This window comes from Streptomyces sp. NPDC020747 (assembly GCF_044334695.1).
In the GTDB taxonomy this organism is placed as follows: Bacteria; Actinomycetota; Actinomycetes; order Streptomycetales; family Streptomycetaceae; genus Streptomyces.
The window spans coordinates 281,909-294,677 of the sequence record NZ_JBIRTJ010000007.1; the positions used below are offsets into that span (position 1 = coordinate 281,909).

Annotated in this window: 11 protein-coding genes; 6 read left to right on the top strand and 5 right to left on the bottom strand. The window is 70.0% G+C overall.

Annotated elements, in window-relative coordinates:
- The first annotated feature begins 43 nt into the window (after window positions 1–43).
- Window positions 44–616 carry a class I SAM-dependent methyltransferase gene (locus ACH4YP_RS20745; RefSeq protein WP_361067010.1) on the top strand — a complete coding sequence of 191 codons (573 nt, stop codon included), beginning with the start codon at window positions 44–46 and terminating at the stop codon, window positions 614–616.
- A 147-nt stretch (window positions 617–763) separates the two neighbouring features.
- On the opposite strand, the gene ACH4YP_RS20750 is transcribed toward ACH4YP_RS20745, so the two are convergent.
- On the bottom strand, window positions 764–1,201 hold the full coding sequence (locus ACH4YP_RS20750) for a protein phosphatase (RefSeq protein WP_361067007.1): 438 nt from the start codon (window positions 1,199–1,201) through the stop codon (window positions 764–766).
- Window positions 1,198–1,860: a FadR/GntR family transcriptional regulator gene (locus tag ACH4YP_RS20755; protein WP_398491817.1), complete on the bottom strand. Its 663-nt coding sequence runs from the start codon at window positions 1,858–1,860 to the stop codon at window positions 1,198–1,200. Before ACH4YP_RS20755 ends, ACH4YP_RS20750 begins: the two co-directional genes overlap by 4 nt.
- 457 nt (window positions 1,861–2,317) lie before the next feature.
- Between ACH4YP_RS20755 and ACH4YP_RS20760 the strand changes: the two genes are divergently transcribed.
- From ACH4YP_RS20760 to ACH4YP_RS20780, 5 genes are read left to right on the top strand one after another with little or no spacing between them, the layout of a single operon-like run.
- Window positions 2,318–3,946, top strand: coding sequence for an ABC transporter substrate-binding protein (locus ACH4YP_RS20760; protein ID WP_361067001.1), 1,629 nt, complete (start codon window positions 2,318–2,320; stop codon window positions 3,944–3,946).
- A gap of 27 nt (window positions 3,947–3,973) precedes the next feature.
- Window positions 3,974–4,936 carry an ABC transporter permease gene (locus ACH4YP_RS20765; protein ID WP_398491677.1) on the top strand — a complete coding sequence of 321 codons (963 nt, stop codon included), beginning with the start codon at window positions 3,974–3,976 and terminating at the stop codon, window positions 4,934–4,936.
- On the top strand, window positions 4,936–6,966 hold the full coding sequence (locus ACH4YP_RS20770; RefSeq protein ID WP_361067087.1) for a dipeptide/oligopeptide/nickel ABC transporter permease/ATP-binding protein: 2,031 nt from the start codon (window positions 4,936–4,938) through the stop codon (window positions 6,964–6,966). The genes ACH4YP_RS20765 and ACH4YP_RS20770 overlap by 1 nt, the downstream gene beginning before the upstream one ends.
- Window position 6,967: 1 nt before the next feature.
- Window positions 6,968–8,065, top strand: coding sequence for an ABC transporter ATP-binding protein (locus tag ACH4YP_RS20775; RefSeq protein ID WP_361066996.1), 1,098 nt, complete (start codon window positions 6,968–6,970; stop codon window positions 8,063–8,065).
- A 9-nt stretch (window positions 8,066–8,074) separates the two neighbouring features.
- A complete protein-coding gene (locus tag ACH4YP_RS20780; protein ID WP_361066993.1) occupies window positions 8,075–9,010 on the top strand; it encodes a dihydrodipicolinate synthase family protein in 936 nt (311 codons plus the stop codon).
- Window positions 9,011–9,237: 227 nt separating this feature from the next.
- Here ACH4YP_RS20780 and ACH4YP_RS20785 read toward each other — a convergent pair whose 3' ends face one another.
- The 3 genes from ACH4YP_RS20785 to ACH4YP_RS20795 form a co-directional block, all read right to left on the bottom strand.
- Entirely contained in the window at window positions 9,238–10,404 is a 1,167-nt protein-coding gene (locus ACH4YP_RS20785; protein WP_361068322.1) for a sialidase family protein, read from the bottom strand.
- Between the two features lie 280 nt (window positions 10,405–10,684).
- Window positions 10,685–11,368 (bottom strand): response regulator transcription factor, encoded by a 684-nt coding sequence (locus tag ACH4YP_RS20790; protein ID WP_361068313.1) that lies wholly within the window; start codon window positions 11,366–11,368, stop codon window positions 10,685–10,687.
- A complete protein-coding gene (locus ACH4YP_RS20795) occupies window positions 11,368–12,621 on the bottom strand; it encodes a sensor histidine kinase (protein ID WP_398491819.1) in 1,254 nt (417 codons plus the stop codon). The genes ACH4YP_RS20790 and ACH4YP_RS20795 overlap by 1 nt, the downstream gene beginning before the upstream one ends.
- Between the last annotated feature and the right edge of the window lie 148 nt (window positions 12,622–12,769).

A 12,769-nucleotide genomic window follows, 5' to 3' on the forward strand; every position in this document is an offset into this window, starting at 1 on the left:
TAGCCCGTGTCGGACACCGCCGCCCCGCTCGTACCGTCGCCTCATGCCGATGAACCGAGCACACCGCAAGCTGTGCAGCTCCGAGAAGTGGGCCCTGACGACCAGGGACCACATCCTCCCCTGGGCCCTGGCGGACGCGCCCCTCGGCGACGACGTACTGGAGATCGGTCCGGGCTACGGCGCGAATCTCCGCGTACTGATCGAACAGGTCCCCCGTGTCACGGCCGTCGAGATCGACGAGGGCACCGCCGCCCTGCTGGAGGGGAGGTGGGGCGACCGGGCCACGATCCTGCACGCCGACGGAGCCGCGATGCCGCTGCCGGACGAGAGCTTCTCCTCCGTCGTCTGCTTCGTGATGCTCCACCACGTGCCGACGGCCGCCCAGCAGGACCGCATCTTCGCGGAGGCGCACCGTGTGCTGCGCCCCGGCGGTGTCTTCGCCGGGTGCGACAGCCAGCCGAGTTTCCGGTTCCGGGTGCTGCACTTCCGGGACACGATGAACACGGTGGATCCGGCCGGCCTTCCGGACCGCCTCGCCAAGGCGGGCTTCGCCGACGTGTCGGTGGACCGGCACCCAGACTCCGGTGCCGTCCGTTTCCGCGCCACCCGCCCGTGAACCCGGCCAGCCACGGACTGCTCAGCAGCCCGCCCGGCATCGGCGGTAAGTGGGCGGCGAGTCCCAGCGACACGCCGTGTTCACGGCGTGTCGCTGGGACTCTCGCGACAGTTGCCTCGCCCTACTGAAACGGGCCCCGCTGCCTCCCTACTGGAACCGACGTACGTACGTTCGCTGCCACGGTGTCTCCACGGCGTGGCGGTCGTAGTTCCGTCGTACGAACTCCACGGCCTCCTCGGGTGGTACGCCGTCCAGGACGGCGAGGCAGGCCAGTGCCGTGCCGGTCCGTCCGCGGCCGCCCCCGCAGGCGACCTCGACGCGCTCGCCGGAGTCCGCGGCCCGCCCCCAGGTCTCCGTGAGGACCTTCCGCGCGCCCTCCTTGTCCCGGGGCAGCCAGAAGTCCGGCCACTTCAACCACCGTGTGTCCCAAGGGACTTCGGGCGGCTGCTTGCCGAGGAGATAGAGGCCGTACGTCGGTGGGACCGCCGAGGGGTCGAGCCCGTGCCGCAGCCCCCGACCCCGCACCAGCCGCCCGGACGGCAGCCGCAACACGCCGGCCGCCCCGTCGTCCCAACTCCCGCTCATCCGACCCCCCGTGACTCCTGCGCGGCCCGCGCCTCGATACCGCGGAAATGATCCGCCATCGCCTTCTGCGCCCCCTCCACGTCTCCCGCTCTCAAAGCGATCACGATGTCACGATGGCGGCGGACGGTCACGCCGGGCGTCGGATCGTCCGTCCAGCCCCGCACACCGGCGACCCGCCGGAACACGGTCCAGAAGGCGCCCAACAGCTGGGGCACCAAGGCGTTTCCGAGTGACGCGTACAGCAACTCGTGGAATTCGCGGTCGAGTTCGGGGAACGGACGGCCTGCCCGGCCCGCCTCCTCCATCCGTGCCACCACGGCCTCCAGCCGCGCCAGCTCCGCGTCCGAGAGCTTGCCCGCGACCCGCCGGACCAGCCCCTCCTCCAAGACCTCACGGATCTGGAGTATTTCGGCCAACGCGCCTGTGTCGTCGCCCTGTTGGGCCAACGTGCGGAAGGTGAGGCCGTCCACGAGCGGGGTCAGTGACGCCTCGCCGACGTAGGTACCGTAGCCGTGTCTGATCTCCACGATGTCGAGGGCCTGGAGTGCCTTGAGGGCCTCGCGGACGGAGTTGCGGCTGACGCCGAGGGACTCCATCAGTTCGGCCTCGGTGGGCAGGGGCGCACCGGCCCGGAGCCTGCGGTCGAGAATCAGCTGCATGACCTCGCGCCGGATCTGGCTGCTCACCCGCGGCTCACGGACCGAGCGCGCCCGGGGGACGGATTTCCGGGGGCCGGCGCCTTTGGGACCAGCCTCCTTGGGCCCGTCGTCCTTGGGCCGGCCTTCGCTGCTCGGGCTGTCGTTCCTGGGGTCGTCGGATACGCGCCGCTCAGACATGCGCCGCATCGTACGCGCGCGAGACATCCCACGTCCCACCTCCAGACAGGATCGGCCGTCAATCGATGCGCCAACCGGTGCGTCAATCGGTGCGTCAATCGGTGCGTCAATCGGTGATTGACCGCCCGTCAACTCCGTGCATTCCAGGGCGACATTGGTCGCACCTCTGGAAGAAACGGCATTCGTGCGCGCTCCCTTGACCACCCCCACGCGCCCTCTTATGGTCACGCTGCACCTATGACGTAGGACGTCGTATCTCCCACCCCTTGCTGGAGGAACCGTGCGCGACGCGACCCACGCACCGGCGCTGCACCGCCGGTCGTTCCTGAAGTACTCCGGCGCGCTGGGCGCCGCCGCCGCGATCAGCTCGACGCTCTCCGCCTGCTCGTCGGGACCGGAGTCCACGAACGAGACGGGAGGCGGGGGCGAGGGCGCCGACCGGACGCTCACCGCGGTCATCGGCTACGGCAACGACCAGAGCTGGGACCCGCTGATGACCGCCTCGGCCTTCGCGATGGCCGGCAACCACCACATCTACGAGGGGCTGCTGGACACCGATCCGATCAGCCGTGAGCCGTACGCGGCGCTCGCGACGGCGATTCCGGCGGATCTCCGGGCGACGACCTGGAAGTTCACGCTCCGCGAGAGCGCGAAGTGGCACGACGGACAGCCCGTCACCGCCGACGACGTGGTCTTCACCTATGAGCGCGTACTGGATCCGAGGACCACGACACTCGCCAGGAACTTCTTCGCGTCCTGGCTGAAGGAGGTGAAGAAGGTCGACGAGAAATCGGTGGAACTCGTTCTCAAGTTCCCCTTCCCCGACGGGGCCCAGCGGCTCACCCTCGCGAAAATCATGCCGAAGCACGTGTTCTCGAAGGCTGGTGCGCTGGACGAGGCGACGACGGGAAAGGCGATCGGCTCCGGCCCGTACCGGCAGGCCGCCCACCACCCGAAGTCCAACACCACCTTCGAGGCGTTCGCCGACTACAACGGCCCGCGCAAGGCCGCGTTCAAGAAGATGAACTGGCTGACGATCGTGGACGCCGCGCCGCGCGTCGCGAAGATCTCGGGTTCGAGCGCGGGTGCGCAGATCTCCGACAACATTCCGTACGCCAATATCTCCCAGCTGGCGAAGGGCGGCCTGAAGGTCGAGGGCGGGGCGGGAATGAACCACATCTTCCTCCTCTTCAACACCGCCCACAAACCCTTCGACGACGTGCGGGTGCGGCAGGCGATGCACTACGCCATCGACAAGGAGAAGATGATCCGGGCCGCGCTGCGCGGTCACGGAAAGCCGGCGTCGTCGTATCTCAACGAGGGGAATCCGACGTACCGGAAGGCGAAGACCGTCTACGAGTACGACCCGGACAAGGCCAAGGCGCTCCTGAAGGAGGCCGGGGTCAGCGGGCTCACGGTCAGTCTGATGGCGGTCAACGTGAGCTGGATCGTGGACTGTCTGCCGACCATCAAGGCCTCCTGGGACGCGATCGGCGTCAAGACGACCCTCGAACCGCAGGAAACGGCCGCGCTGTTCACGAAGCTCGACCAGAAGAAGGATTTCCAGGTCGTCGCCGCCGCGTCCAATCCGAACCAGTTCGGTCTCGACGCGGATCTGATCATGCACTACAACTACGGGCCCGGGAACACCTGGATGCGGTATGCCCGCTGGGAGAACAACTCCGTGGCGAAGGATCTGTTCAAGCGAATGGATCAGGCCACGCGGGAGCCGGACGCGGAGAAGAAGAAGTCGATGACGCAGGAGTACATCGACATCGTCGCGGAGAATGCCGTGATCTATCCGGTGATCCACAACGAGTTGATGACCGCGTGGGATTCCAGGGACCTTTCGGGTATTCGGCCTCAGCCGTATCCGGGGATAAACGTTCTCCAGGCGAAGTGGGTCTAGTCCGAAACGGCGAGGAGAGAAGAATCCGTGGTCGCGATCGTCAGAATTCTTGGGCGGCGGATCGTCCTGCTCGTGCCGTTGATGCTCGGGATCATTCTGTTCGTGTTCGTCGTGATGCGGTTCTCGGACAGCGATCCGGCGTCCGCGTACTTCCAGGGCGCGAACCCGACCGAGCAGCAGCTGCACGACTTCCGGGAGCGCAACGGACTGCTGGATCCGTTCCCGGTGCGGTACTTCGACTTCGTCGGGGACCTGATCCGGGGTGACATGGGAGTCAGCGCGCTGACGCGGGCGCCGGTCGTCGACCAGGTCACCACCGCGCTGCCGCTCACCATGCAGCTGACCTTCCTGGGCCTGGGCATCGCGGTGGTGCTGTCGCTGGTCGGCGGGGTCACCGCGGCGATCTACCGGGACCGTTTCCCGGACCAGCTGATCCGGGTCGTCTCCCTGACCGGTGTCGCGGCGCCCGGCTTCTGGCTGGCGCTGCTGATGATCCAGTACCTGGCCGTGGACCTGGGCTGGTTCCCGACCAGCGGCTACGTGAACCCGGCCGACTCGTTCACGGGCTGGCTGAAGACGATGACGCTGCCCGCGCTGGCGCTGTCGCTGCCGGTCGCCGCCCAGCTCACCCGGATCGTCCGCACGGCGGTGGTCGAGGAGCTGGACAAGGACTACGTACGGACGGCGATCGGCAGCGGGCTGCCGCCGGTGGTCGTGGTCGGGCGGAACGTGCTGCGCAACGCCCTGATGAACCCGCTGACCGTCCTGGGTCTGCGGGTCGGCTATCTGCTCGGCGGTGCGGTCGTCATCGAGACGATCTTCAATCTGCCGGGGATGGGAAAGCTCATGATCGACGCCGTGAAGAACGGTGATCCGGCCGTCGTGCAGGGCGGTGTGCTCACGATCGCCTTCGGGTTCGTGGTCGTGAACCTCGTCATCGACATCCTCTATCTGCTGGTCAACCCGCGTCTGAGGAGTGCCGAAGCATGATGCTGATGTACCGGAAGCGGCTGGCGGAGAAGCTCTCCCTGCCCGGCATCCGCCTCAGGGGCTTCAGGCGGCTCCCCCTGATCTCGCGGATCGCGGTCGTGGTCATCGGGATCGTCGTCCTCACGGCCCTGCTCGCCCCGCTGATCGCCCCGCACGACCCGCTCGACCAGGCGACCCTGGTCGACAACGGCAACGGCGAGGGCGCACCGTCCGGCGAGCACTGGATGGGGCAGGACAGCCTGGGCCGCGACATCCTCAGCAGGCTGATGTACGGGGCCCGTTGGTCCCTGGCGATCGGCCTCGGCGCGACCGGGCTCGCGCTCGTCGTGGGGGCGCTCATCGGCGCGATCGCGGCGACCTCGCGCAAGGCGGTCGACGAGACGCTGATGCGCTGCCTCGACATCGTCATGGCCTTCCCGGGCATCGCGCTCGCGGCCGTCTTCGTCGCGGTGTTCGGCGGCAGCATCCCGATCCTCATCGGCGCGATCGCGTTCCTCTACATGCCGCCGATGGCACGGGTCGTACGGGCCAACGTGATGGACCAGTACGGCGAGGACTACGTGACGGCCGAGCGGGTCATAGGAGCGCGTACACCGCACATCGTGTGGCGGCACGTGGCCGTCAACTGCGCCGCTCCGGTCCTCGTGTTCTGCACGGTGCAGGTCGCCGAGGCGATCGTCTTCGAGGCGTCGCTGTCCTTCATCGGCGCGGGTGTGCGGCCGCCGGACCCGTCCTGGGGCAGTGTCATCGCGGACGGCAAGAACATGGTGCTGACCGGCGGTTGGTGGGCGACCGTCTTCCCCGGTCTGCTGATGCTGTTCACCGTGCTGTCGCTGAACATCCTCTCCGAGGGCGTCTCGGACGCGTGGGCGGCGCCGGCCGCCCGGGACGTCGAGGCACGCGAGGAGGAGGACCGCCTTGAGGCGCCCGAGCCCGGCAGCGGCAAGGTCCTCGAACTGCCGGGACTGACGGAGGCGGCCCAGCGGCTGCGCGCCCGGGCACGCCCTCTGCCCGAGGGCCAACCGGTGCTGAGTGTCGAGAACCTGGCCATCGGATTCGATGCCCGCCACGGGGGTGTGGACATCGTCGACGGCATCAGTTTCGACGTACAGCCCGGTGAAGTCCTGGGCCTGGTGGGCGAGTCGGGCTGCGGCAAGTCGCTGACCGCGCTCGCCGTGATGGGCCTGGAGCCGAAGGGCGCCCGGGTGCGCGGCCAAGTACGGTTCAACCAGCGGCAGTTGGTGGGCGAGCCGATGAGCGTACGCCGCAAGCTCCTCGGCCACGAGATGGCGATGATCTACCAGGACGCCCTCTCCTCCCTGAACCCGGCGATGACAATCCGCGCCCAGCTCAAGCAGGTTGTGAGGAGGGGCGGCACGCGCACGGCCACCGAACTCCTCGAACTGGTCGGCCTGGACCCGGAACGCACCCTGCGCAGCTACCCGCACGAACTCTCCGGCGGCCAGCGTCAGCGCGTCCTCATCGCCATGGCGCTCTCCCGCGACCCCAAGCTGATCGTCGCCGACGAACCGACGACCGCCCTCGACGTCACCGTGCAGGCGCAGATCATGGAGCTGCTGCTGCGGCTGCGCGCCGAACTGGACTTCGCACTCGTCCTCGTCTCGCACGACCTGGCCCTCATCGCGGACGTCACCGACCGGGTGGTCGTGATGTACGGCGGCCAGATCGTGGAGTCGGGCGTGACGGCGGACCTCGTCGAATCCCCCTCGCACCACTACACGCGCGGGCTGCTGGGCAGCGTCCTGTCCCTTGAGTCGGCGGCCGAGCGGATGACGCAGATCAAGGGAGTCGTACCGTCGCCCGCCGACTTCCCGGCGGGCTGCCGGTTCGCCGACCGCTGCCCGCTGGTGACGGACGCGTGCCGTACGACGGCTCCGCGACTGACGGGCCCGCCGCGCCGCCACGAGGTCGCCTGCCACCACCCGGCGATCGCCCTGACCATGCCCACGGCCTCGACCGGCCCGACCGAATCAACAGGGCCGGCCGAGCCGACGGAAGCGAGGCCGTGAGATGACCCAGCCTGCCGATGGCCATGAAGTGAGCCGCCCCGAGAGCCCCCTCGTGGTGCTGTCCGACGCACACGTCGTCCACAAGGCGCGCACCGGCGGCCTGTTCGCACGCGACCGGGTGTACGCCCTCACCGGCGCCGACCTCACCATCGCGCCCGGCGAGACGGTGGGCGTCGTCGGGGAGTCCGGCTGCGGCAAGTCGACGCTTGCCAAGGTGCTGGTGGGGGTGCAGCGGCCGACGTCCGGCACGGTGTCCTTCCGGGGCGGCGACCTGTGGACGATGCCACCGGCCGAACGGCGGATCGCGGTGGGCGCGGGCACCGGCATGATCTTCCAGGACCCGTCGACCGCCCTGAACCGCCGCCTGACGGTACGCCAGATCCTGCGCGACCCCCTCGACGTGCACCGGCGGGGAACGCCCCGGCAACGGGAGGACCGCGTACGGGAGTTGATGTCCCTGGTTGGCCTGCCCAAGGCGCTGGCGGACGGACTCCCCGGACAGCTGTCGGGCGGCCAGCGCCAACGGGTCGCCATCGCACGGGCGTTGGCCCTCGACCCCGACCTGGTGATCGCGGACGAGCCGACGAGCGCGCTGGACGTGTCGGTCCGCGCCCAGATCCTCAACCTCCTCCTCGACCTGAAGGAACGGCTGGGCCTGGCCCTGGTGTTCGTCTCCCACGACATCCAGACCGTACGGAGGATGAGCGACCGGGTCATCACCATGTACCTCGGCCGGATCGTCGAGGAGTCCCCGGCCGACGCGGTGACGGACGGGTCCCGGCACCCGTACACGCGGGCCCTCTTCTCGGCGACGCCGGGCCTGTTGGACCCGATCGACCCGATCCCGCTGGTGGGCCCGGTACCGTCGGCGACGCGCCCGCCCAGCGGCTGCCCCTTCCGCACCCGCTGCTGGAAGGCGGACCCGGTCTGTGCCGGGACGATGCCGGACTTCGCGGCCGCGTCGAGTCCCGGGCACCGGTTCCGGTGCCACCATCCTGTGGAGGACGGCCAGTCGACCCGTGACCTGGTCGCACAGGCCGTCACCACTGTTCCGGAGGCCACCGCCATGGCCGACATCGCCACAGAGAAGCAGCCCTAGGGAGCCTTGATGACCATTCCCGCCCCGCTGACCGGTGTCGTACCGCCCGTCTGCACGCCCCTGACTCCGGACCGCGAGGTGGACGTCCCGTCGTTGCTGAGGCTGGTCGACCACCTGGTGGGCGGCGGGGTGGACGGCCTGTTCGTCCTGGGTTCCTCGTCGGAGGCGGCTTACCTGACGGACCGTCACCGTCGGCTGGTCGTCGAGTCGGTGGTGGGCCATGTGTCCGGCCAACTCCCCGTACTCGCCGGGGCGATCGACATGACGACCCCGCGAGTCCTGGACCACGTCCGGTACGTGACGGAGGCAGGCGCCGACGCGGTGGTCGCGACGGCCCCCTTCTACACCCGTACGCACCCGGCGGAGATCGCCCGCCACTACCGGTTGATCGCCGCGCGCTCTCCGGTGCCGGTGTTCGCGTACGACCTCCCGGTCGCCGTCCACTCCAAGCTGGGCGCCGAGTCGGTGCTGGAGCTGGCGGCGGAGGGGGTGCTGGCCGGGCTCAAGGACTCCAGCGGGGACGAGGGGGGTTTCCGGGCCGTGGTGACCGGGGCGCGAGCGCATCCCGGGGTCTCCGGGTTCTCGGTGCTCACCGGGTCCGAGCTCGTCGTGGACAGCGCGTTGGCGATGGGGGCGGACGGGGCGGTGCCGGGGCTCGCGAACGTGGATCCGCACGGGTACGTACGGCTGTACCGGCTCTGCCGTGAGGGGGACTGGGAGCGGGCCCGGGCCGAGCAGGAGCGGTTGTGTGCGTTGTTCGGGATGGTGCGGGTGGGGGATGCGGGGCGGATGGGGGGTAGCTCGTCGGCGCTCGGTGCGTTCAAGGCCGCCCTGCATCTGCGTGGCATCATCGCCTGCCCGGCGACGGCGGAGCCGCAGGTCCCGCTGTCTGCGGAGGAGATCGAAGGGGTGGGGAAGTTCTTGGCGGGGGCGGGGTTGTTGTAGGGCTTTTTTTCGCCCCCGCCGCCCCTTCCCGTCCCGTCCCTGGGGGCTGCGCCCCCAGACCCCCCTGTCGCGCTGGCGCGCTCGTCCTCAAACGCCGGACGGGCTGAAGGTGTCGGCCCGGGCCGCGGAAAATCTAGCCCCTCCGGCGTTTGAGGAGCGGGGGTTCGGGGGCTGGCCCCCGAAAAGGGACGGGAATGGGAAGGGGCGGCGGGGGCGAGAAAAACCCCCTACCCCCGCAGCTCGCCCACCCGCACCCGCCGGAACTCGATCCCCTCGTACGTCCCCGCGGCCCCCGTCTCATAAAGGACCCCCACCCGGTCGGACCCCAGCTGCACAAGGTCGGAGTACGCGGCCGGCAGCATGGAGAGCGTCTTCGCCTTGGTGAAGGAGTGCCCGGCGTCCGCGCTGCGCCAGACCGCCATGGACCGGCGAACCGTGGGCACGGACGGCCCGGAGAAGAGCAACGGAGCCCCCACCCCCCGACCACCACTGCCCACCAGCTGGAGAACACTGCCCTGAACGACAGGCACGTCATCGAGCGTCGGCTGGACCAGATAGGGCCGGTCGAGCGTCACACCCCCGTCACTGGAGTAGCTGTCGAGCCGGTTCCCCGCACTGCTCCCGTGCTGATCCCGGGAGCTGAAGTACAGCCGCCCGTCGGGCAGTTGGGCCACGGCACTCTCGTTCGCGTTGTCCACCCCGTCGTACGAGTCGTCCACGAACCCGACCCGCCAGGTCACCCCACCGTCGTCGCTGTAGATCGCATGCGCTCCGTAGTACTTGGCCTCCTGCCCGGTGTCGGCGGAGCCGGCCGACGGCGAGGCCGAGTGGTTGGAGGGGACGACGAGCCGCCCGGCGTACGGCCCCCGGGTCAAAGCCACCGCATGCCCGGGCCCGGTGGCATACCACCGCCACCCCGGCGGCTTCACCGCCCCGGTGATGTCCCGGGGCGCGCTGAAGCGACGCCCGTCGTCCCGGCTGGTCTGCACGAAGACCCGTCGGCTCTGCTCGGCGGTGACCTCCCCGCGCATGATCTGCGCCTCGGTCACAGCACCGCTGTTGTAGGACGTGAGGAGGACGACCTTCCCGGTACGGGGGTCGACGACGGGCGCAGGATTGCCGCGCGTGTCCCCCTTCCCGGCCGCGACGACGGACAGCGGCCCCCAGGTGCAGCCACCGTCGAAGGACCGTCTGAGGACGACGTCGATGTTCCCGGTGTCCCCGGCACCGTCACGCCTGCCCTCGGCGAAGGCGAGCACGGCACCGGTCCGGGTCGTCACGGTGGCGGGGATGCGGTAGGTGTCGTACCCGTGCTGCCCGGCCGCGTACGGAACGGAGGAGACGCACCCCCGCGACGGCCGTTCCGCGGCGAACGCGGTACCGGTGGACGCGATTCCGGAGGCGAGTCCGGCAACGAGCCCCGCGACACCGGCAAGGACGATCGAACGAGGACGAAGACGACGACAACGCGAGGAAGCCACGGTTTCTCCTGAGGACACACAGAGACGGACGTGAGACGGCGGGCGTAAGGCAGCAGACGTGAGACGGCGGGCATGGCGAGACATGGGACGTGGGATGTCCTGAGAGGCGAGAAACTAGTGCGCACCGAGCGACAGAGCAATGCCCTTGCAGCTAAAGGAAGTTGAGGAACCTCCGAAGTGACGGGCCCGAAGCTCAGACGGCCCCAGGTATCACAAGCCCCGACTCGTACGCCACGATCACCAGCTGCGCCCGGTCCCGCGCCCCCAACTTGCCCATGATCCGGCTGACATGGGTCTTCGAGGTCAGCGGACTGAGTCCCAACGCGTCGGCGATCTCCGTGTTGTTGAGACCGCGCGCGACCAGCGCGAGCACCTGCCGTTCCCGCTCGGAGAGCCCGCTCGGCCCGCCCATCGCGGAGGTCGTCGCGGTGTCCGGCGCGCGCAGGAAGCGGGCGATGAGCCGCGAGGTGGGGCCGGGCGAGAGGAGGGACTCCCCCGCGGCCACCGTCCTTATGGCGTCGAGGAGTTCGGCCGGCCTGATGTCCTTCACGAGGAAGCCGGACGCCCCGGCCCGCAGTGCCTCGACGATGTGCTCGTCGGTGTCGTACGTCGTCAGGACGAGCACCTTCACACCCGCGAGATCCTCGTCGGCGGCGATGAGCCGGGTCGCCTCGATCCCGTCCAGGTCGGGCATGCGGATGTCCATCACGACGAGATCGGCCCGCGCCGACCGGGCCAGCTCCACGGCCTCCCGCCCGGTCCCCGCCTCGGCGACGACCTCCATGTCCCCGGCCGACGAGACGAGCATCGCGAAGGAGGCCCGTACGAGGGTCTGGTCGTCGGCGAGCAGGACGCGGATCGGCATCGGGGCCGTCATCAGGGCTCCTCCCGGGGCAGCGGTAGCTCGGCAGTCACTTCGAAGCCCGCGGTGGGGCCCGGTCCGGCGTCCAGTGTGCCGCCCACGCTACGGGCCCGCTCCCGCATCCCGACGAGCCCGAACCCCGGCGTGCCGCCGGACGGGCCCGCCGAGCCACTCGCGCCCGTGTCCCCGCCCGTCCCGTCGTCCGTGACGCTCACCCGCAGGGCGCCGTCAGCGGTCCACAGGCCCACCCGCACGGTGAGGTCCTCCCGGCCACCGTGGCGTACGGCGTTGGTGAGCGCCTCCTGCACGATCCGGTAGGCGGCGGCGCCCACGGAGGGCGGTACGCCGTCGGCGTGGACGGACAGTTCGACCTTGGCCCCGGCAACCCTGGCCGCCTCCGCGAGCGAGCCCAGCCCGTCGAGCCCGGGCAGCGGCCCGCGCCCGTCCACGGAACCGAATCCGGAGCCGGGCTCCGCCGTCTGCTCCCCTCCGACGCTCAGGCTCGCCTCGTTCGCCCGCAGCACCTCCAGCGTCGTACGCAGCTCCCCCCGGGCCGTCCGGCAGGTCCCCGCGATGTCGTCCAGCACCCGGGCGACGGCTTCGCGGTCGAGCCGTTGCGGATCGGCGGTGAGGACGTGGGCCGCCACGGACGTCTGCACGCCGATCAGGGTGATGCTGTGCGCGAGCAGGTCGTGCAGGTCACGTGCGATCCGCAGCCGCTCCTCCGCGACGCGGCGCCGGGCCTCCTCCTCGCGGGTCCGTTCGGCGCGTTCGGCACGCTCGACGATGGAGGCGACGTACTGGCGGTAGAAGCGGGCGTCGACACCGAAGAACAGGACCGCGATGATCCAGCCGGAGATCCGCAGGAGCTCCAGTGCCCCGTCCGGGTTGGTGAAGGTGTTGACGATCAGCGTCGGGCCGAGGACGCCGACAGCGGTGAACAGCGTGCGGCGTACCGTGCCGGTCGCCGCGACCGTGTAGAGCGCCAGGAGGGTCGCGGGGATCGGTACGGAGTGGTTGTAGTCGAGGGCGTGGTGCGGGGTGGCGCAGGCCGCCACCGCGAGCAGCACGAGCAGCGGACGGCTGCGCCGCCACACGAGCGGCACATGGGCGCCGACCAGCAGGGCCCAGCCGAGTGGGCCGAGCGGGCGTCCGTCGTCGACGAACAGCGCGAGGGCGACGGCAAGCGCAGCCACACCGACGGCGATGAGCGCGTCGTTGCGGGTGCGGTGCGGTGCGGTGAGCGGGTCGCGGTTGACGACCGCCATGACACGGTCGACGCGTCGAGGCCGCGCGTCACCGCGTACGGCTGTGGTCGCTCCCCGTTCCTGTTGCACGGCTCCATCTTCCGGTACGGGGGCGCCTCTCCGGCAGGTGGCAGGAGAGGCGCCCGATCGAGTACGACGGGTTGAGGGG

Coding starts and splice junctions, on each gene's coding strand:
- ACH4YP_RS20770 (WP_361067087.1), top strand. CDS start 4,936: ATGCTGATGTACCGGAAGCGGCTGGCGGAGAAGCTCTCCCTGCCCGGC.
- ACH4YP_RS20780 (WP_361066993.1), top strand. CDS start 8,075: ATGACCATTCCCGCCCCGCTGACCGGTGTCGTACCGCCCGTCTGCACG.
- ACH4YP_RS20775 (WP_361066996.1), top strand. CDS start 6,968: ATGACCCAGCCTGCCGATGGCCATGAAGTGAGCCGCCCCGAGAGCCCC.
- ACH4YP_RS20790 (WP_361068313.1), bottom strand. CDS start 11,368: ATGACGGCCCCGATGCCGATCCGCGTCCTGCTCGCCGACGACCAGACC.
- ACH4YP_RS20795 (WP_398491819.1), bottom strand. CDS start 12,621: ATGGCGGTCGTCAACCGCGACCCGCTCACCGCACCGCACCGCACCCGC.
- ACH4YP_RS20750 (WP_361067007.1), bottom strand. CDS start 1,201: ATGAGCGGGAGTTGGGACGACGGGGCGGCCGGCGTGTTGCGGCTGCCG.
- ACH4YP_RS20745 (WP_361067010.1), top strand. CDS start 44: ATGCCGATGAACCGAGCACACCGCAAGCTGTGCAGCTCCGAGAAGTGG.
- ACH4YP_RS20755 (WP_398491817.1), bottom strand. CDS start 1,860: ATGCAGCTGATTCTCGACCGCAGGCTCCGGGCCGGTGCGCCCCTGCCC.